Here is a 20,679-nt window from a genome sequence, read left to right as displayed (position 1 = left end):
GAGGTGTAAGAATTGAATCAAACAGTCAGCGTTATCGTTCCTATCTATAAAGTAGAAAAATACATTCACCGCTGCATAGACAGCATACTTACACAATCCTATCAAAAATTAGAGATTATTCTAGTCGACGACGGTTCCCCTGACCGCTGCGGTGAAATTGCGAATCAATATGCTGATAAAGATCCCAGAGTCAAAGCCTTGCATAAAGAAAACGGCGGTTTGTCAGATGCGCGTAATTTCGGAATGAAGCACGTAACTGGGGAATTTACGATGTTTGTTGATAGTGATGATTGGCTTGAACCGCAAGCGATTGACCACATGATTCATCATATGCTCGCCTTTAAAGCTGATGTAATCCAATCAGCTTTTTATTATGCGCATAAGGATCATCTCCTGTTTGATCAAAGGTATTATTCAAAAAACGGAGACCTTCTTATCTACGATAATGAAAAGCTAATGTATGAACTCGTAAAAAATGAAACCGTGAAAAACTTCGCCTGGGGCAAGCTCTATAGAACCGAACTCATTCGCGATCTGGAGTTTGAAAAAGGGGTATTGTTTGAAGACGTGTTCTGGGCTCACAACGTTATGCATCGGGTAAGAACCTTCATCGTATTGAATGAACCTTTATACAACTATTACCAGCGTAATGACAGTATCGTGGCTAATTATACAATTAGAAATTTAGACATAATTAAAGGGCTTAAAGTCAGGCACGAATTTCTGGAAAAAGAACACACGAGTCTGACACAAGAATCCTATAAACAATTATTGAAGAACCTGCTAATTCATTATAACCTCCTGCTTTTAAATCGTAAGGTAGATCAACAAAGAATGCATCGAAAGGAAATAAAAGAGTATATTCGTCAGAACTATTTTAATTTCAAACAGGCGACCGAAAATGACCAGCAGCTGAGTCTTCAACTGCGTTTATTTTATAGAAATCCATATTTGAATGTCGCTTACTTGAGCCTGCGAAAAATAACGAGGAAATTAAAAGTGTTCTCTAAACAAGCTGGACTTGAAAAAATAAGCAGGGAAGGAGCAAATGCAGTATGAGCCTCCTCAAGAAATTCCTTTCCTATCTCATCATTTATTTCTTTAACAGCTTTCCTATTAAAAAGAATAAAGTCTTCTTGTTTAGCTATTACGGCAGTCAGTATGGATGTAATCCAAAATATATTACAGAGTATATGCTTCAGCATAATAACAGCAAATTCGATGTCGTATGGGCCTTTAATGACCCAGAAGCCTATAATCTAGATCCTCGAATAAGAAAAGTAAAAGTAATGTCCATTAAGTACTTTTATGAACTTTGTACATCTAAAATCATCATTACCAACTTTAGAACCACTGATTTATTTGTGAAAAGGAAAAAACAATATTACATCCAGACATGGCACAGCTCGATGCGGTTAAAACAAATCGAGAAAGACGCAGAAGAAACACTCCCTGAACATTATGTAAAGATGGCAAAGAGAGATTCTAAGCAGTGTGACTTACTGCTCTCAGGATGTGAAAACAGTACAGACATATTTAGAAGAGCGTACTGGTACAATGGAGAAATTTTCAAACATGGAACTCCGCGGAATGACCTTTTATTTGGAGGAAGAAGCGGATCTGACCTAGTAAAACAAAATCTTAATTTATCAGATAACACAAAGGTTCTATTTTATGCCCCTACGTTTAGAAGAAAGAACGATACCTCAGTTTATGACTTGGATTATCAGCAATTACGACAATCACTCACCCAACGATTTGGAGGAGAGTGGACGATTCTCGTTAAATTTCATCCTCATCTCCTTTCATTAAAAGGCGAGCGGATGGGAGAAGGTGTCATAAACGTCACGGATTACAGTGATATACAGGAGCTTTTATTCATTTCTGATGCACTGATAACAGACTATTCTTCCCTAATGTTTGATTATGCCATAACCAAACGGCCCTGCTTCTTATATGTGCCTGATCTGGAAGAATACATGAGGAAAGATAGAAAGCTCTACTTTAATGTAGTAGAACTCCCATTTGTTAAGGCAGCTTCTAATCATGAACTCGCTAAGAGAATTGAAAAGTTTAACGAAAAGCATTATCAGGAGGAACTGATTTTATTTCTAGATGAAATTGGCTCTTACGAACAAGGTCAGGCATCAGAACAAGTAGTAAAACAAATGGAAGAAATCTGCTTTAGTGAAAAGAGAGGAGAAATATATGAAGCCATATAAAATCGGATACACAACCGGGGTCTTTGATTTATTTCATGTGGGTCATCTAAATATTTTACGTAAAGCGAAAGAACAGTGCGATTATCTTATCGTTGGCGTAAGTACAGACGAACTCGTTCAAGAATATAAAAACAAGCAGCCTGTGATTCCGTTTGAAGATCGCAAAGATATTGTGAGCGGAATTAGGTATGTCGATCAAGTGATTCCTCAAGTTAACAGGGACAAAATAGCTGCCTGGGAAATGTTGAACTTCAATGTCATGTTTGTTGGGGATGATTGGAAAGGTGACAAGTTGTTTTTAGAGGTTGAGGAAAAGTTTAACCGGGTTGGGGTAGATATTGTTTTTTTTCCTTATACGAAGGGTGTTTCTTCGACTTTGGTGAAGGAGAAAATTGAGTTGTAAAGTGGGTGAGATTATGAATCCAGCTATAAGTATAATTGTTCCTGTTTACAATGTTGAGCCTTATCTTAGAAGGTGTTTGGATAGTATTCTTGCACAAACGTTTACTGATATTGAAGTGATAGTTGTTAACGATGGATCTACTGATAGAAGTGGCGAAATTTGTGATGAGTTTGCAGAAAAAGATAAAAGGATCAGGGTAATTCATAAGAAAAATGGAGGGTTAAGCTCAGCAAGGAACGCAGGATTAGATATAGTTAAGGGTGAGTATATAGGTTTCGTGGATAGTGATGATTATATTGATATAAATATGTATAAAAAGTTATATGAATTATGTATATATACAAGAAGCGATATCTCTATTTGTACATTTGGGGAAGTTAATGAAAAAAATGTATCGGTACCTAAAAAGGAGAAAGATTTAATACTAGAAATGGATAACAATGAAGGCTTAAGACAACTTTTTAAAGGGGAAATTTATCGCTTTTCAGTCTGTAATAAATTGTTTAATAGGAAATGTATATCAAACATTAAGTTTCCAGTCGGATTTTTACACGAAGACTTAGCAACTTCATATCAAATGTTTGCTAAAGCAAACAAAGTTGTATTCACTAACTTCACGGGTTATATGTATTTTAAAAGAGAAAACAGTATCCTAACTACTAATTATAAGGCGGATAGGCTTATAAGCTTTTCAATATGGGATAAAATAATTTCTTTTATGAGAAAGGAATACCCCGAGCTATCAAAAGAATACTTTTCTTCCTTTGTATTTTGGAGTATAGACAATAGTTACTATATAGTAAGTCAAATAAGGAGCGAGGAAGAAAAGATGAAATTTTTGAAGATTATACAATCCCATATAAAGAATCATTATAAACAAGTTATGAAAAATGACTTATTATCCATTAAATATAAGTTTTTAATTACATTAATAAATTACAACCCACGTTTATTTTACTTTCAACATAGGATCAATACTTTATTAAGAACAAAATATTAATAAATTCAAGGAGGGAAAATGAAACATTATTTACAATTAGAACAGAAACTCTTTGTTAGTAAAGATATGTTATTTATTAAGTTTATATATATACTAATATTTAAATGTAAACCATTTTTGCCAAATGATTTTAGAGGAAAAATAAATAAAATAATTTTGTACATTAAGATTTTTTTGAAGTCTAGATCTAAAGTGATCAGTTTGCCTTTGAAAGGAGACATAGCTTTAAAGGTAAGCGATATTAATTACAAAGTAATCTCTTTAAGAATTAAAACCGTATCATTTTTGTATGAAAAACAATATTCAAATTTAGTAGAAAATCAATTCTATTTAAGTAAGCTCCAAAGTATGGTTCATGTAATAAATTGGGATGAAGAAAATAGAATATTAAATGAGTTGTATATTAATGGGATGCATCCGACAGCTAGTTCTTTATTAAACAATCATAATTCTATAAAAAATTTAATGGAAAATTTAATAAATTCGTCTGAGGTGAAAGAAATAAAAACTGAGGATTATATAAATTATTTGTTTAACCAAATAAGAAAAGAACTAAAAACAAATACAATTTATATAACAGACGCTCAGAAGAAAAAAATTAACGATTACTGCTATCAAACGTACAAGAAATTAATAGATGAGTTGACTTTAAAAAAGGTTCCTCAAGTAATTAGCCATGGAGATGTATCATGTAAAAACGTAATTATTAAAGACGGAGGTTTTCATTTGATAGATTGGGAGTATTGCAATTTCCGCTCTCCATACTTTGATATTAATTTTCTTATTAATACTCTCCTTGATGATGACTCTCGGTATTCAAAAGAAATTAATGATGTGAAGACATTCAAAAAATCGATATTACAAAATTTAAATTGTAGAAGAGATATATTTGATTTTTTTCAAGTTGATATATATATATTGGAGTGTCTTTTTATGATGGAATATATTCTTCTAGTTTTAAATCAAATAAAATACCGTGATTTTGCGAAAGATATCAATAAATACATTATTGAAAAAATTAATATAGAGTAGTTAAAGAGGCAGGGGAAAACATGAAAAAGAAATTATTATTTGTTATCGAATCTTTAGATGTTGCTGGTGCAGAAAAGAGTTTAGTAACATTACTATCCTTATTGGATTATAACAAGTACAGTGTTGACCTAATGCTTTTTTCGCATGGAGACCCCCTTGAAGAATTTGTTCCTAAAGAAGTTAACCTCTTGCCAGCATTAGAATACATTAAATTTTCAAATTGTAGTTTTAAAAACTCTCTAAGACATGGATTCCTTAGTGGAAATTTTAAAATGCTTACTTCGAGAATCAAATATTCTTCAAGAATACGGTTAAAAAAGTATAGTAACGCAGAAAAAGCTAGAATATATTGGAAAACAGTTTCAGATGTTATTGAAAATAACACAAGTAAATATGATGTAGCAATTAGTTATTCACAGGGAGTCCCTACTTTTTATGTTGCTGAAAAAGTGCAAGCTAAAACAAAAATTGCTTGGGTAAATGTTAGTTATCATTTAAATAGAAAAGAAAAGGAATTTCAAGAAGTATACTATAGAAATTATAGTAAAGTAATCGCAGTTTCAAAATCAACAAAAGAAATTTTCGCAGAAACTTTTCCAGAAAACAGGAACAAATTAGAAGTGATTTATGATATAAATCATCCTGATCTTATTTTTAACATGGCTAATATAGGGGATGCTTACAAAGATGATTTTGATGGGTATCGCATTCTAACAATTGGTAGATTAGCTTATCAAAAAGGTTATGACATTGCATTAGATGCTTGTGAAAGACTAAGAAATCAAGGGATCAATTTTAAATGGTATGTATTAGGAAAAGGTCCATTGAGAAAAGAAATTGAAGAAGAAATTGAGAAGAGAGAGTTAAGTGACCACTTTATATTACTTGGTGTCAAACCAAATCCGTATCCTTATATTAAAGGTGCGGATTTTTATGTACAAACCTCTAAGTTTGAAGGTTTTGGATTGGCGATTGCAGAAGCAAGAATGTTAAATGTTCCTATAGTCACTACTAGGTTCGATGCAGTTTATAACCAAATGATAGATAACAAGAATGGGTTGGTCGTGAATATGGATGGTAATAGTGTTTTTAATGGAATTATTAGGTATATTGAGAACCCATTATTAAAAGACGAAATTATTAATTTTCTCAAGACAGAGAAAAAAGGTAATTTCGAAGAAGTTAATAAGTTTTATAAATTGATAAAGTAATAGTATTAATACAGAAAGATGTGTATATATGAAGAGAAAAAGAATATTAGTCAATGCTTACTATAACATAAACTTAGGAGACGATTTGTTTTTAAAGGTTCTTTTTGAAAGATACCCAAATGTACAATGGGAACTTTTAACTACGAAGAAAAAATATGAATTAATATTTAAGGAATACAAAAACGTCAATCTTATTAAACAATCTAGTTTAAATGTACTTGTGAAAAAAGTAAGGTTTTATAGGAGATTGGACAACTTGTTATTTTACTATTTTAGATATAGTGCCTACGTTTATATAGGTGGTTCAATTTTCATGGAGGGAAAGGGGTGGGAAAAATTCTTAAAAGAACGAATGGAGGTCCCCTTAAAATTTAAAAAATCCAAGAAACCTATATTTATTATTGGAGCAAATTTTGGTCCATTTAAAGATTCATATTTTATAAATGAACATCGGGAATACTTTAAGTTATTTGATGATATTTGTTTTCGTGACAAATACTCGTACAATATTTTTAGTAATGAACAAAATATTAGGTTAGCTCCAGATGTGATTTTTGGGTTAAAAAATGATTCAGTCAGTTACAAAGAAAAAAGTGTTGGTTTTTCCATAATAAACTTGGTTAACAGAGAAGGATTAAAAAAGTATGAATCACAGTATAAAGATAAGATTGTAGAATTAATAAAAAGGTATATAGAGAAAGGATTTGAAGTGAAATTATTTTCTTTTTGTAAAAAAGAAGGTGACCTGGAAGCAATAAAACAAATTATAGAGTCTTTAAGATTCAAACATAGAAGGAAGATTAAGATAGTGAGTTATGAAGGAAATATAGATAACTTTCTAAACGAATTCAAAAAATGTGAAATAATATTTGGTAGCCGTTTTCACTCCATCATACTTGCTTTCTTATTCAATCAAAGTGTTTTTCCTATTATATACAGTGAAAAAACGTATAACATACTTAACGACCTTGAGATGACTTCAAACTACTCTTATATAAGAGATATTAGTAAGATAAATGTAGAAAAAATAATAGACGAGGTTAGTAGAAACAAATTAATTAATAATAATATATTCGAAAAATCTAAAAAACAATTTAAATATTTAGATAAATTTGTTGATTAATGCACTTTATTTTACATTAACTCTTATGTTAAAAGAAGGTGAAATAATGAAGAGAAGCATAGTTTTTATGGTTAAAAACATGAATATTGGTGGAACAGAAAAAGCCCTTCTGAATTTGCTCTCTGAAATGTCAAAAGATAGATATGATATTACGATTTTATTAATGGAAGAAAAAGGGGAGTTTTTGACACATATACCACAACATGTTCATGTAGAAGTTCTAAAAGGTTTTTCAAAAATTAAGCGAATGATTAATCAACCTCCTAAACAAACAGCTATCTCATTATTTAAAGAGGGAAGTGTTATAAAAGCTTTGAGTTTTTCTTATTTTTATTTTTTATCGAAAATATTTAGAAATAAAGATATATATATAGGGTATTTAGCTAAACACATTCGTTATGAAAATAAAAAATATGATATAGCAGTAGCTTATGCAGGTCCTATGGACTTCATAAGCTATTTTATATTGAATAAAGTTTCAGCAACAAAAAGGATACAGTGGATACATTTTGATGTCACAAAAATAGGATTTAATCATGTAAATGCTCTAAAAAGTTATAGGAGTTTTAACAAAATTTTTGTAGTCTCGAAAGAAAGTCAACAAAAGTTAAAAGAATTACTGCCTAGTATATCAAATAAAATTTTTTGGTTTCCTAATTTTATCTCCCAAAAGGTTATTCAAAATTTGGCTGAAGTAGGGAGTGGGTTTCAAGATGATTTTAATGGCATCAGGATCCTTACTGTGGGAAGACTCAGTAGAGAAAAAGGGCAAGATTTAATTATTAAGGTACTTGCTAAATTAAAGAGAAAAGGTATTCATGTTAAGTGGTACTGCATAGGAGAAGGCATTGAACGTAATAATTATGAAAAATTAATTGAACATTATGGCCTTCGAGAAGATTTTTTATTGTTAGGAGCTAAGGCGAACCCATATCGATATATGAAGGATTGCGATATATATATTCAGCCATCGCGTCATGAAGGATTCTGTATTACCTTAGCTGAGGCCATATGCTTTAACAAACCAATTATTAGCACAAAATTTTCTGGAGCATATGAACAGTTAGTGCCTAAAAGGAAAGGGGAAATTGTTGATTTTGATGAAGACCAGCTGGAACTCATGATTCTAGAGAAAATTAAGGAATTAAAAAATTATCAAAATGAGTCCGTACGAGGCTAGTGAAATTGCTAATATGGATAATTCTTAGAATTAGGGTAAATCGTTCGAAAAGGGAGGAGTGAAGCAATAAAATGCCTAGTATAAGTGTTATAGTACCAATTTATAATGTTGAACCATATTTGGCTTCATGCTTAGATTCGATACTATCCCAATCGTTCTCTGATTTAGAAGTTATACTTATAAATGACGGCTCTGAAGATAGTTGCGGAGAAATTTGTGAAAAGTATGCATTAGCAGACAATAGAGTAAAAGTAGTTCATCAAAAGAATGCTGGGGTTTCTTCTGCCAGGAATAAAGGAATAGACATTTCTAATGGTGATTATTTAGCATTTGTGGATCCTGATGACACTATCGAGTCCAATATGTATGAAGTGATGTTTTTAAAGGCTAAAGAAAATAACGCTGATATGATTGTTTGTCCTATTAAAACAATAAACTCTTTCAATAAAACAGAAACCATATCTTCTATATGGACCAAAGCAGAGGGGCTATATAGTAAAGCTGATATTGAGGAAAACATAATCATATCATCAATAGTAGAACAAAAAACATATAGCTTAGTATCTAGCGTAAATAAGCTATACAAAAAGTCTTTATTTAGTCACTACGAAATTAAATTCGATGAAGACAAAAGTCACAGTGAAGATATGATATTAAATTTTAAGATATTACCATTATTAAATAGTCTGGTTTTCATTCCCCAACCCTTATATAACTATTTTGTTAGAAGAGAAGATTCATTAACTCAAACTTTTAGAGAAGACTTTTATGATTATATTGTAGTTAATAGAGAACTCTTCTTAAATAGGTGTTGTGAATATAAATTATTTAATGCACAAGAAAAAATAAGATACAAATATGCAGGTATTACACTATCATATTTGGAAGATATTATGAGTTGTTCACTTCCAAACTATAAAAAATTAAAAATGATCTCAAAAATAGTTAACGATAATGAATTTATTAACGATATCCGTTATTACCATTGTCCCTCTATATTTACAAAGTTATTAAAAGCTATATGCAAGTTAAGAAATGAGAAATTAGTTTACTCTCTTATTGTTTTAAAAGTGAAAATTAAGACAGTTACCAAGCTTAGAGATGCTATTTTTAGTTGAAGAAAAAAATCTTTTGTGTAAGGAGTGAAATAGTTGTTAAAGAACTTCAAGAAGTTACAAACTTTATTTAATAAACAAGAAAAAAAGAAGCTATTATTATTGTTTGGAATGATGGTAATTGCTGCAATATTAGAAACCATAGGAATAGGTTTAATTGTACCCTTCGTAGGTATAGTAACTAAACCAGAACTAATACATGACCAATTTATACTTGCATACTTTTATGACTTGTTTAATTTTAATAGTAATAATGCATTTATTATTTTTGCAGTTATCGTACTATTATTAGTATTTGTATCGAAAAACTTGTATTTATTATTGTTTAATTACACACAATTTCGAGTAATATTAAATCAGCAAGTGAAATTGTCAGCAGAATTATTTCAAGAATATCTGACCAAACCATATACTTTTCATTTGAAACGTAACACTTCCGATTTACTTAGAAATATTAATTCAGAAGTACCAAAAGTTTTTCAAGGTATAATTATGTCTAGTTTTCAACTGTTTACTGAAATATTAGTAATTGTTTGTGTGTTAACTTTACTATTTATAACATCTCCAATTGCAACAATAACAGCTTTCACTTTATTAAGTGGAAGTGTTTTTATTTTCTTTAAAATTTTTCGAAAGAAGATTTCTTTACTAGGTAATGAACAGCAAAAGGTTTCTGGGAAGATGATTAAGTGGGTAAACCAAGGTCTAGGAGCAAGTAAAGTAGTGAAAGTAACAGGTAAAGAAAGTTTTTTTATTAATGCATATAAAGAGCAAAGTCAGATTAAGGCAAACAATAGTCGGTATATGAAATTGTTAGAACAAGTGCCTCGTTTATTTATAGAAACATTACTGGTTTCTGTAGTGCTTATTACTATGGTTATTATTGTGCTCCAAGGTAAAGATACTTCTGAAATTATATCTACGATGGCCCTATTTGCTATGGCGGCTTTTCGTCTGATGCCATCAATAACACGTGTAGTAGCAATGATTACCACAATTAAATATAGTCAACCTGCTCTATCGGTAATTTACTATGATTTATCGAGAGAAAAAGATTATATATCTTATAGGAATGAATTAGGGTTTAAAAAAGATATTATTAATAGAGGAGAAAAAACTTATAAAAAGTTAATTAAATTAGAGAATATTTCTTTTAAATATCCAGGGCAAGATAATTATTGCGTAGAGAATGTGTCACTAAATATTCCTATTGGCGATTCAGTAGCTTTTGTAGGTCCCTCTGGTGCTGGAAAGACTACATTAGTTGATATAATTTTAGGGATATTACAACCTGAAAAAGGGGAAGTGAAAATTGATGGAGAAAGTTTAACAAGTCAAAAGTCTTTATGGCAGCAAAAGATTGGTTATATTCCCCAATCTATTTATCTATCAGATGATACCATCAGAGGAAATGTAGCTTTTGGAATTGAAAGTGAGAAAATAAATGATAAAGAAGTTTGGAGGGCATTAGAACAAGCACAGTTGAAGGAGTTCGTGAAAGACCTTCCCGAGAAGTTAAATACAACGGTAGGGGAAAATGGAGTAAGGCTATCCGGTGGTCAACGCCAACGTATCGGTATAGCTAGAGCTCTATATCATAATCCGGAAATTTTATTTATGGATGAAGCCACCTCCGCATTAGATAATGAAACAGAAAAAGAAATTATGAAAGCGATTGATGGTTTAAAAGGTGAAAAAACATTAATTATTATAGCTCACAGACTAAGTACAATTAAAAATTGTGATACAACTTTTGAAATTAATGGAGGACATTTAGTTTCTCCCCAATCTAAACAAAAGAAATCAGTAATGTAGTCACCATATTATAATAAAGGTGAATATTTATTACCTTTATTATAATTTTCAGGTAAACCTTTTATATTGTCATTAATTCACGATTTAATGGATATAAAGGATAGGCTTGTCATAGTTAAAAATAATTCTCATATAACCGCTGCATTCATATACTGAAACTAATTGGTTCAAAAGGATGTGGGATAGGTTAAATGAGAATTTTAAATTCTGTAACTGGTTGGTTGAACAAAGCCAAAACAGATAAAGAAAGTTTAGACAAAAATGGGAGCATTACAAATAATAATTTTAAAATTACAGAGGAGGAATTGAATTCAACCGTATGTAATGATATCTCTACTTTAGACTGGGTTGAAGGATCAGAATTGGTGGAAATAGAAGACACACAGCCACCTAATGAAGTTGAAAATATTTATGTTACAAATGTACTTCAGGAAAGCCTGACTTTACACTGGAGTGCTAGCAATTCTAGTGACATTAAAGAATATAATATCTATTTGCAAGAGAACTTGTTAGGTACTACCTCATCCTTAAGCTTTCAAGTTACTTCTCTAAGTGCTGATACAGAGTACACTTTCTTTATTAAAGCAGTTGACCAAGACAACAATGAGTCTATAGGGGTTAGTTTTACAGTAAGGACAGCTTCTTTAGAATTTTACTTGCAAATGTCAGGAACCGATAGCTTCTTTAGGGCGCCATCTTCTCTTCCGCTGTACAATAAAATTGTGGTAATTGGACTCATTTCAGTTAAGGATAATGGAGATTTATTTTACTCAGGCTCTGGAAGTTACTCAGTGATGTCAGGCGCTAAAAGAAATATAGAAAAAATTGAAATTAACGGAGATGAAATTCCGGGTAATTTGGGTAACTACGTTCCGATTGGAGAAGATTGCGAAATTATTCATTATTTAAGTACACCAAAAAGCGGCAGTTTAACATTATTCGGCTCGAATAGCTCTAATTCTATGCCTGGAAATATCTATAATATTGAAGTTTTTCATGATGATGTATTAATTGCTGAATACGATACTTCGGAAGGCAATGTGTTGGATCAATCGGAAAATGGTCATGATGCTTCTATAAATGGGTCTCACAGCTTTGTTGAGATCGACTAATCCAGGGGTGAAGATGTGCTAGGTAAAATTAACCGCTTAAAAGATAATTGTGATGACAAATTTATTTATCCTTTAACTGTTTCAAAAGCAATTTATGTGAACGAGACTCAAAACCTGCAGAGTAAATTAGCAGATATTGACCAAAAGTTTGAAGATTTTTCAATCGAAGATATTAAGGATATTGACTTTAATAATGTTGATGAGCGAGGACTAATTGCATATCAAAACGGTAGTTGGAAGGTAGTCCCCGACATTACCAGTAGCTATACTCTTGAATTAGAGAAATGGGAAGTATCTAACGAGGGAATAGATGCTGTTAATACTTCTCAACACTTAAATGATGCACTTCAGTGGGCAAGTCAAATGGGATACAATGAATTCGTTTTGCCAGATGGTACCTATCTTATTGATGAAAATAATCCAATATTAATACCCAGCCGAATGACGTTTAATTTAGGTGGCTCAAAGCTTCGTATACAGGATAATGGTCTTGAAAGGTATACTGTTATCTTAATTGAAAATAACTCAGAATTTATTAGGGTAACGAATGGAGATATTGAAGGCGATAGATACACTCATGATTATGAAAGTATCCCAGGAACTCATGAGTGGGGGATGGGGATTACAGTTGAACACCACTCAAGATATATTCATATTGACTTTCTTAATATCTATAATTTCACAGGAGACTGCATCTATACAGAAGCGTTACCGAATTTCTACAACATGAATGCATTCGATCATTGGGAACAAGGGAGTATTGATACAAATAATGGTGAATTGTTCAGCGATTCTTCAAGGATTAGAAGCAATAGTTATATCTCTTTACCAACTGCAGCTATAAATATTTATGGTTTTTTTAATGTGTGTGGGAATAGCTGGGGTGATTTTGGCCGTGACATTGAAAGTGAAACCTTTGACGTAATATTTTACGATGAAAACAATAACTTTGTAGATTCCTTAATTAGAGCTAAAGTATTTGATGATATTGAAATTCCTGAAGGGGCAACAAAGATCAAACTGTCTTACTATCAAGGTACACTTCCCACAGATACAGAAGGGACAGCGTTAAGTTTATGTGTATCTTTATGTCCAAGGTATGTTTATATAGAAAAGTGTGATCTTCATCATGCCCGTAGATGTGGAGTCGTTCCCACAGGAAAACATTTGTTTATTAATGAAAATAAAATCCATCACATTAGAGGAGCTTCCCCTGGTTGCATTATTGACGTTGAAGATGGCTACGGATTAAACCAAAATATTAGAATTTACAATAATCACTTTTATGATTCCAGAATTGGAGTTGCGTTTGTAAGCACGCAACATGTTTATTTCTATAGTAATTATATGGATAGGTTGGGACAAAGCACTGTCTGGGGTGAGTGTAGGCAAGTTCATATAAAAGATAATATCATTAATTCTTCTAGCTGGGATCTTCAGGGGGAAGCACTTTTTAGCGGAAATACAATGTTTCACTCTTCAGTAGGTTCAAGGAGTACTGGAAGACATCTAATTAGCAATAATTATTTCTATAACAGTTCTTTAGGCTTAGATAAAAAAATAGCTTATACATCACTAGTGAATTCTAATTATTTTTTTAGAGATTCCAATAACATTTCGGCTACAAGCGATAGTAATAACCTACAGACTTCAGGAACTCCACAGATGCTTCAAGACAATGTTTTAGATGAAGCACGGATATACAATTATTCAGATGAAAATGGTTGGATGTTTACCAACAATTATCTAAAGCTCACACCAGGAACTTTAGGGGTAACTATTGCTCCAGGCGACTATAGAGGATGCTACTTTGACTGTTCAGATTTGGATTCACCATTACAATTCAGAGTCAACTCAACCGGCTACAAATATGAATTCAAAGACTGTACATTTAATGAAACCGAATTTTTCGCAAGCTATGATCAACCAATGGACATTTTAAGGTTTGAACAGTGTGAGATTAACAGTACTCAGAATAGATTTGTATATTTCCGTGATATGAATGGAAAAGTGGAGTTTCTCAATAACCGTTTTAATATGGCACCAGTCGATGATAATCCAGACAATATTATTTCGCTGCTTACTTCTCGGTTTGTTTCATGTGAAAAATTTCTTGTGAAAGGCAATACTTTTACTTCCTCAGGTGAAGCGATGCAAGTCATGCCTTTATCGGGATATTCAATACCTGATTTTCAGTTTCGGGATAATGTATTAGAAAACACAACGATAAATCCTAACAATCAAGATCTTATCCTATCTAATAATTTGATCAATGGAATTAAAGATCCTTACTTCATCGTTTCTTCAGCACCTACCACGGGATATTTTAGGTATAGGCAAAAGTTAGAAGAGGCAAACTTGGAGCCTGGAGGGTATATAGGATGGATTTGTATTCATGAGGGTACAGCAACCGATTTAACCTGGCAGTCTTCTACGAGTTATATTGCTGGAAGTACTATCCACCACAACGGACTGGTTTATGAAGCGTTGAATGCTGGAACATCTTCTGATTCAGGTCCGACACACACTTCGGGAAGTGAGGAAGATGGGGAAGTTACCTGGGAGTATAAAAGTGAAAGAGCCATCTTTAAACCATATGGTTTGATAGCAGATTGAAGTATGATTAAAACATGAAAAAGAGTGCTGAGATCTCAGCACTCTTTTTCATGTTTTAATTTTTTTTAATCAAATGAATTAATTGTGCAAATTTTGAAAAAATAAGAAGAAATATTTGTTTTCAATATTGTGTTCTTTATAAAAGTGTGATAAGTTCTTTATATAGAATAATAGCGTATGAAACGTTATATAATTACTACAATAAACAAATTCTTACACATAATCGTTCGTTATTAAGAATTTAAATTATTTATAAAAGAGTGGGGATTGCTATGAGCGCTATTGCTGGAATTATAAACCTTAACAATGAGCCTGTTCCTATGATGCATAGTAATTCCATAATGGAATCTCTACAAAAATACCCAGCCGATGACATACAAACGTGGAATGATCGCAATATTTTCTTGGGCTGTCACAGTCAATGGATAACTCCTGAGCAGGTGGGTGAGAAGCTCCCATATTATGACCCAGACCGAAAATTGTGCATAACTGCAGATGCTATTATCGATAACCGTGAAGAATTATTTAATGCCTTAGGTGTGAGTAAGGCTCTTAGAACAAATATGCCGGACAGTAAATTAATCTTACTTGCTTATCACAATTGGGGGGAAGACTCTCCAAGATATTTAATCGGAGATTTTGCTTTTATGATTTGGGATGAGCGAGAGCAGAAGCTTTTTGGGGCAAGGGATTTTTCAGGAGCTAGAACTTTGTATTACTTTCAGGGCCATAACAGTTTTTCTTTTTGTACCACAATTAAACCACTACTAGCATTACCTTACGTTGAAAGGGAGATTAACGAAGATTGGGTAGCTGATTACCTGGCAATTCCTGATATGTTTAACTCTGTAGATTTGTTTTCAACTATCTACAATCAAGTTAATCAAATTCCGCCATCTCACACAATTACAGTAACTAAATTAAAACTATCCTTTAAGAAATACGATCATTTCAGTTCAATAAAGAAGCTAAGGTTAAATTCTAATGAAGAATACGAAGAAGCGTTTAGAGAAGTATTTAAAGAAGCGGTGGATGCAAGGTTAAGAACTACTAAGGAAATTGGGGCGCATTTAAGTGGAGGATTAGACTCTGGAGCAGTGGCAGGATTTGCTGCAAGTTCTTTAAGGGATAAGAAAAAGACCATTAAAACATTCAGTTATGTACCTATTAAAGAATTCAAGGATTGGACTCCTAAGACAAAAATCCCTGATGAGAGGCCTTTTATTAAGAATACTGTTGAATACGTAGGCAACATAAGAGATCACTACTGCTCTTTTGAAGGTCATAATTCTTATACAGTGGTGGATGATTGGTTGGATACATTAGAAATGCCTTATAAATTTTTTGAGAATTCATACTGGATGTCTGGGATTTATAGAGAGGCTGCAAAACAGGATATTAGTATTTTATTAAACGGAGCAAGAGGTAACTATACGATTTCATGGGGATACGCACTTGATTATTATACTAAATTGCTAAAACAGTTTAAATGGATTTCTCTTGTTAAGGAAATGAATGCATACAGGCATGTTAAAGGGACAGGTAATAGAAAAACATTAGCCATTATAAGAAAGAAGGCATTTGCAAAACCGGTAAATAATTTAGGGGAATTTAAATCTATTCCTAGCATAATCGATTCTGAATTTGCCGATAAAACAAATGTTTACAATCGTCTACGAGAACATAGTATTGATTTCACAGGGACTAACCTTCCTAATACTTACGAAGCTAGAACAAATCAATTCACAAAACTTTATTATTGGGGAAATGGAACAAGTGCTACTAAATTATCACTAAGATATTCTTTATGGAACAGGGATCCAACGAACGACTTAAGAGTAATTAAATTTTGTTTATCTTTACCTGATTCCCAATATATCCAAAATGGTATGGATCGTTCAATTGTTCGTAGAGCTACAAAAGGTATATTGCCTGATAAAGTGAGATTAAATTTTAAGTATCGAGGGCTCCAAGGTGCTGACGGAACTCAAAGGTTGGGGTCTCATTGGAATGAGTTAATTAATGAGTTTAAAGGGTTACTAAAAAATTCTTCAGTGGTTCAATATTTAGATGAAAATGTCATTAAAGATTCTCTGAATAAAATTAACGGAGAGCTTAAACCTGAATTAATTTTTAATCATGATTTTAAAATGTTAATGAGATTATTAATCTTAAATAGATTTCTAATAAAAAACTCATTAAAGGAGGTGAGAAAATGAGCCGCAAATGGAAAGAGCCTAAACTTGAAGTCCTTGATGTAAATCTAACGATGGCAGGACCAGGACTTACTATACCTGATGCTGAACAGCATGATCCAGACGAAGATGTGCACCACGACAGTTAATGTGGATAGTCGAAATTACTGGCCCTCTCGGGGGCCTACATATTTTATATAACTTTTATAACAACTTTACAGAAGGGGGAGTTATGCATGAGTGCTATAGTCGGGCTGCTACACTTAGATAATAAGCAGTTTATCCCCACAGAAAACATATACAACCTAATGAAAAGCTTTAATAGTTATCAGTTTGACTCAAAAAGAGAATGGACAAAGCACAACGTATTTCTGGGCTGCCACGCTCAATGGATAACCCCTGAATCTATAAATGAAGTCGTACCTTATTACGATTACGAAAGAAAACTAGCTATAACATCTGATGCCATTATTGATAATCGAAATGAGCTTTTTGGTCAGTTAGGAATTTCCCAAACAGAAGGAAAGCTGATTTCGGATACTCAACTCATATTGTTAGCTTACAGCAAGTGGAAAGAAGAAGTTCCCCGGCATTTGGTAGGTGATTTTTCATTTATGATTTGGGATGAATCTGAACAGAAGCTGTTTGGTGCTCGAGACTTTTCAGGTTCACGAACACTTTACTTTTATAACGATCCCCAGCGATTTGCATTTTCTACGACTATGGCTCCTTTGTTTTCTCTGCCTTTTGTGGAGAAGAAGATAAATGAAGTTTGGCTGGCTGAGTTTCTTTCCATTCCTACCATGATAGAAGCGGTGGATATGACTTCTACGGTCTATACATCTATACACCAAGTACCTCCTTCGCATAGTATTACTGTTCAAGATGGGAACGTAGCGCTTAAGAAATATGACACGATTGGTGAGGTTAAAGAATTAAAATTAAACTCTTCAAAGGATTATACTGAGACATTTCATGAAGTTTTTGGACGTGCTGTTAAAGATCGTTTAAGAACTTTCGGAAATGTTGGATCTCAGTTAAGCGGTGGCCTGGATTCTGGTTCGGTCGTTAGTTTTGCGTCTAAAGAGTTAAGTAAAGAAGACAAAGTGCTCCATACATTCAGCTATATTCCTGAAAGCACTTTTGAAGATTGGACGCCTAACTATTACATGCCAAATGAAGCAGATTTAATTAAAGAAACGATAAACCACGTTGGTAATATCGACTCTCATTTTCTTCAGTTTGAAGGAAAAAGTCCTTTATCTGAAGTCGATCAATTTATTGAATTAATGGAAATGCCTTATAAATTTTTTGAAAATACGTATTGGCTTAAAGGGATTAATGAAGAGGCTCAAAAAAGAGGGATAAAGGTTCTCTTAAATGGAGCTAGAGGAAATCATTCTATCTCCTGGGGATCCTGGAACTTAAATATGGAATACTACACTTCCTTACTAAAGGGGTTGAAATGGAAAAAGCTTTACAGGGAGCTTAATGAATTTACTCAGACCTATAAGACAGGAAAATCAAATATATTACCTATCTTAGCAAAAAAAGCTATTCCTAAATCATCCATCCATTCAGAGTCAAAAAGTCAGCTATCTTCACTTATCAATCCTTCTCTTGCCAAGAAAACAGATGTATATACTCGTTTATTAGATTACAACAAGAGTGTATACCCTGATTCTATCAAAGACTTGACTAAATACAGAAAAGATTATTTTCAAAAGCCTTATGTATGGAATAAAAGTGGAGTAGCAGAAACAAATCTATCGTTGCGCTATGGGCTATGGAACCGCGATCCTACAAATGACATTAATGTTATCAAATTTTGCTTGTCATTACCTTATGAGCAATATGTTAAGAACGGGGTGGATCGTTCATTTATACGTGAAGCTACCAAGAACTTTCTTCCTGAAAAAGTGAGGTTAAATTACCATGTTAGAGGGTTGCAGGGGGCGGATACGATTCATCGGATGACTGGCAGTTGGAAAGACTTTAGACAAGAAGTTGATTGTATTTGCAGAGACTCCGAATTAGCTGAAATTTTGAATATACAGCTTATACAAGAAGCGATGAATAGGCTGGGAACTATTCCAAGACCGGAAATGGTATTTGAAGAAGATTTCAAGGTGCTCACTCGTAGTTTAATTGTCTCAAGGTTCATTAAATCGATAGAAAGAAAGGAGGTGATGGGGATTTGAAAGAGTGGAAACAGCCAATTTTAGAAGTTTTAGATGTCAGTATGACAATGAATGGTCCTGGTAACGCTAATGCAGATTGCTTTGACATAGGCGAAGCACCAAGAGGGGAGACACATCCTGGGCAATCAAACGCTAGTTGCTTGGGCAGTTAAGTATTATGTGCCCCTATTTCAGAAAAGGGATAGGGGCACTTTCTAAAAGAGGAGGAATGAGCCGTCATGCCTGTCACCTCGAAACAAATTATGTACACGGCATTCGGATTTAATATAATGAGTGAACTATCTTTGCCGGAGCTATTGGAAATTAATCATAAAACCGACTTTGATCTTTACATTCAACAAAAAGATTTATTAGATGAATGGAATGTGAAAACTGTTCAGAATCGGAATTTTTATGTTGAGGCTAAAGAATGCCTTTTTAGAATACCTAATGTAGCCATCTATAAGATTGAGAATGGTAAGCGCATTTATTTCCATGCTTTTGACGAGGCAGAAGAGGATCAACTTCGTCTTTATATTTTAGGAACGTGTATGGGCAGTGTCCTCATGCAGCGCAAGATTCTTCCGTTACATGGAAGTGCTGTAGAGATAGATGGGAAAGCCTATGCTGTTGTAGGTCATTCCGGGGCAGGCAAGTCGACTACAGCATCAGCAATTTTGAACAGAGGATTTCAATTAGTTAGTGATGACGTTATTCCTGTTACTGTTGAAAACGGTATCCCTATGGTAACGCCCGCTTACCCGCAGCAGAAATTGTGGCAGGAGAGTCTTGATGGTTTCGGCATGGAGTCTGAACGTTATCGGCCGATTATAAATAGAGAATCCAAATATGCGATTCCAGTGTCAGATAAGTTTTACTCAAAGAAGCTTCCGTTAGCTGGGATCATAGAATTAGAGAAAGTTGACGGGGAAGAGATTCAATTTGAGCAAATAGAAAAACTGCATGGTTTACACACTATATTTAATCATACGTATCGAAATTTCATGATTCCTCGAATGGGACTGGTAGATTGGCATTTCAGCGTATCGGCACAAATTTGCAGCTATATAGATCTATATACATTGAAGCGGCCTAAGTCGAGGTTCACTGCTCATGAATTAACTGATTTGCTCTTATCAAAACTGGAGGTGCATAAGGTTGGAAAAACAGTTGGAACTATCACTGAATCTTTTAGTCAGCCAATCTGAAGGAAACATAGTGAGTGATATGGGAAACGAAAAAGTAATGCTAAGCGTTGAAAATGGGAAATATTACAACTTAGGAGAAATGGGGGGAGTGATTTGGGAGTTAATTGCGTCCCCTGTGAAAATAGACAAAGTTGTTGATTCCTTACTCGCTCAATATGAGGTTGAACGCCCTGAGTGCGAAAGGCAGGTTACTGCTTTCATAAATAAATTATCTGAAGAGGGGTTAATTGAATTCCATCGGTATGTTTCTCTAGAAGGGAATTAATA

At 33.1% G+C, this 20,679-nt stretch carries 18 protein-coding genes; all 18 read left to right on the top strand.

The window, feature by feature from the left end:
* Positions 1 to 12 precede the first annotated feature (12 nt).
* The 18 genes from LF822_RS19845 to LF822_RS19760 all read left to right on the top strand — a co-directional run bounded on the left by LF822_RS19845 (position 13) and on the right by LF822_RS19760 (position 20,677).
* Positions 13 to 1,059 carry a glycosyltransferase family 2 protein gene (locus tag LF822_RS19845; RefSeq protein ID WP_253925836.1) on the top strand — a complete coding sequence of 349 codons (1,047 nt, stop codon included), beginning with the start codon at positions 13 to 15 and terminating at the stop codon, positions 1,057 to 1,059.
* Positions 1,056 to 2,222 (top strand): CDP-glycerol glycerophosphotransferase family protein, encoded by a 1,167-nt coding sequence (locus LF822_RS19840; RefSeq protein WP_253925835.1) that lies wholly within the window; start codon positions 1,056 to 1,058, stop codon positions 2,220 to 2,222. Before LF822_RS19845 ends, LF822_RS19840 begins: the two co-directional genes overlap by 4 nt.
* Complete coding sequence (locus LF822_RS19835; RefSeq protein WP_253925834.1) at positions 2,209 to 2,625, top strand: FAD synthase family protein; 417 nt, start codon at positions 2,209 to 2,211, stop codon at positions 2,623 to 2,625. The genes LF822_RS19840 and LF822_RS19835 overlap by 14 nt, the downstream gene beginning before the upstream one ends.
* 13 nt (positions 2,626 to 2,638) lie before the next feature.
* Positions 2,639 to 3,625 (top strand): glycosyltransferase family 2 protein, encoded by a 987-nt coding sequence (locus tag LF822_RS19830; RefSeq protein ID WP_253925833.1) that lies wholly within the window; start codon positions 2,639 to 2,641, stop codon positions 3,623 to 3,625.
* Between the two features lie 18 nt (positions 3,626 to 3,643).
* Complete coding sequence (locus LF822_RS19825; protein ID WP_253925832.1) at positions 3,644 to 4,657, top strand: phosphotransferase family protein; 1,014 nt, start codon at positions 3,644 to 3,646, stop codon at positions 4,655 to 4,657.
* Between the two features lie 20 nt (positions 4,658 to 4,677).
* Positions 4,678 to 5,868, top strand: a complete 1,191-nt coding sequence (locus LF822_RS19820) for a glycosyltransferase (RefSeq protein WP_253925831.1) — start codon at positions 4,678 to 4,680, stop codon at positions 5,866 to 5,868.
* 28 nt (positions 5,869 to 5,896) lie between these two features.
* Complete coding sequence (locus LF822_RS19815; protein ID WP_253925830.1) at positions 5,897 to 6,991, top strand: polysaccharide pyruvyl transferase family protein; 1,095 nt, start codon at positions 5,897 to 5,899, stop codon at positions 6,989 to 6,991.
* A gap of 46 nt (positions 6,992 to 7,037) precedes the next feature.
* Entirely contained in the window at positions 7,038 to 8,171 is a 1,134-nt protein-coding gene (locus tag LF822_RS19810; protein ID WP_253925829.1) for a glycosyltransferase, read from the top strand.
* Positions 8,172 to 8,242: 71 nt separating this feature from the next.
* Positions 8,243 to 9,289, top strand: coding sequence for a glycosyltransferase family 2 protein (locus LF822_RS19805; protein ID WP_253925828.1), 1,047 nt, complete (start codon positions 8,243 to 8,245; stop codon positions 9,287 to 9,289).
* A gap of 33 nt (positions 9,290 to 9,322) precedes the next feature.
* Complete coding sequence (locus LF822_RS19800) at positions 9,323 to 11,101, top strand: ABC transporter ATP-binding protein (protein WP_253925827.1); 1,779 nt, start codon at positions 9,323 to 9,325, stop codon at positions 11,099 to 11,101.
* A 191-nt stretch (positions 11,102 to 11,292) separates the two neighbouring features.
* Positions 11,293 to 12,213, top strand: coding sequence for a fibronectin type III domain-containing protein (locus LF822_RS19795; protein WP_253925826.1), 921 nt, complete (start codon positions 11,293 to 11,295; stop codon positions 12,211 to 12,213).
* Positions 12,214 to 12,228: 15 nt separating this feature from the next.
* On the top strand, positions 12,229 to 14,829 hold the full coding sequence (locus LF822_RS19790; RefSeq protein WP_253925825.1) for a hypothetical protein: 2,601 nt from the start codon (positions 12,229 to 12,231) through the stop codon (positions 14,827 to 14,829).
* Between the two features lie 272 nt (positions 14,830 to 15,101).
* The gene (locus LF822_RS19785; protein WP_253925824.1) at positions 15,102 to 17,048 is read left to right on the top strand and encodes an asparagine synthase-related protein; all 1,947 of its coding nucleotides are present in this window, start codon (positions 15,102 to 15,104) and stop codon (positions 17,046 to 17,048) included.
* Complete coding sequence (locus LF822_RS19780) at positions 17,045 to 17,173, top strand: paeninodin family lasso peptide (RefSeq protein ID WP_253925823.1); 129 nt, start codon at positions 17,045 to 17,047, stop codon at positions 17,171 to 17,173. The genes LF822_RS19785 and LF822_RS19780 overlap by 4 nt, the downstream gene beginning before the upstream one ends.
* An 87-nt stretch (positions 17,174 to 17,260) precedes the next feature.
* A complete protein-coding gene (locus tag LF822_RS19775; RefSeq protein ID WP_253925822.1) occupies positions 17,261 to 19,225 on the top strand; it encodes an asparagine synthase-related protein in 1,965 nt (654 codons plus the stop codon).
* Complete coding sequence (locus LF822_RS22950; RefSeq protein ID WP_256522430.1) at positions 19,222 to 19,377, top strand: paeninodin family lasso peptide; 156 nt, start codon at positions 19,222 to 19,224, stop codon at positions 19,375 to 19,377. The genes LF822_RS19775 and LF822_RS22950 overlap by 4 nt, the downstream gene beginning before the upstream one ends.
* A 66-nt stretch (positions 19,378 to 19,443) precedes the next feature.
* A complete protein-coding gene (locus tag LF822_RS19765) occupies positions 19,444 to 20,412 on the top strand; it encodes a phosphoenolpyruvate carboxykinase (ATP) (RefSeq protein ID WP_253925821.1) in 969 nt (322 codons plus the stop codon).
* Positions 20,363 to 20,677: a lasso peptide biosynthesis PqqD family chaperone gene (locus LF822_RS19760; RefSeq protein WP_253925820.1), complete on the top strand. Its 315-nt coding sequence runs from the start codon at positions 20,363 to 20,365 to the stop codon at positions 20,675 to 20,677. Before LF822_RS19765 ends, LF822_RS19760 begins: the two co-directional genes overlap by 50 nt.
* Positions 20,678 to 20,679: the final 2 nt, after the last annotated feature.

The sequence above is a fragment of the Halobacillus sp. A5 genome (assembly GCF_024189315.1).
Classification (GTDB): Bacteria; Bacillota; Bacilli; order Bacillales; family Halobacillaceae; genus Halobacillus_A.
The sequence above is the reverse complement of the archived record's forward strand: the minus strand, read 5'-3'. Positions and strand labels throughout refer to the sequence as shown.

What these genes read in the sequence shown, in the direction of transcription:
- LF822_RS19825 (WP_253925832.1), top strand. Translation starts at nt 3,644, where the DNA reads ATGAAACATTATTTACAATTAGAACAGAAACTCTTTGTTAGTAAAGAT.
- LF822_RS19820 (WP_253925831.1), top strand. Translation starts at nt 4,678, where the DNA reads ATGAAAAAGAAATTATTATTTGTTATCGAATCTTTAGATGTTGCTGGT.
- LF822_RS19815 (WP_253925830.1), top strand. Translation starts at nt 5,897, where the DNA reads ATGAAGAGAAAAAGAATATTAGTCAATGCTTACTATAACATAAACTTA.
- LF822_RS19795 (WP_253925826.1), top strand. Translation starts at nt 11,293, where the DNA reads ATGAGAATTTTAAATTCTGTAACTGGTTGGTTGAACAAAGCCAAAACA.
- LF822_RS19835 (WP_253925834.1), top strand. Translation starts at nt 2,209, where the DNA reads ATGAAGCCATATAAAATCGGATACACAACCGGGGTCTTTGATTTATTT.
- LF822_RS19840 (WP_253925835.1), top strand. Translation starts at nt 1,056, where the DNA reads ATGAGCCTCCTCAAGAAATTCCTTTCCTATCTCATCATTTATTTCTTT.
- LF822_RS19830 (WP_253925833.1), top strand. Translation starts at nt 2,639, where the DNA reads ATGAATCCAGCTATAAGTATAATTGTTCCTGTTTACAATGTTGAGCCT.
- LF822_RS19810 (WP_253925829.1), top strand. Translation starts at nt 7,038, where the DNA reads ATGAAGAGAAGCATAGTTTTTATGGTTAAAAACATGAATATTGGTGGA.
- LF822_RS19765 (WP_253925821.1), top strand. Translation starts at nt 19,444, where the DNA reads ATGCCTGTCACCTCGAAACAAATTATGTACACGGCATTCGGATTTAAT.
- LF822_RS19775 (WP_253925822.1), top strand. Translation starts at nt 17,261, where the DNA reads ATGAGTGCTATAGTCGGGCTGCTACACTTAGATAATAAGCAGTTTATC.
- LF822_RS19780 (WP_253925823.1), top strand. Translation starts at nt 17,045, where the DNA reads ATGAGCCGCAAATGGAAAGAGCCTAAACTTGAAGTCCTTGATGTAAAT.
- LF822_RS19785 (WP_253925824.1), top strand. Translation starts at nt 15,102, where the DNA reads ATGAGCGCTATTGCTGGAATTATAAACCTTAACAATGAGCCTGTTCCT.
- LF822_RS19805 (WP_253925828.1), top strand. Translation starts at nt 8,243, where the DNA reads ATGCCTAGTATAAGTGTTATAGTACCAATTTATAATGTTGAACCATAT.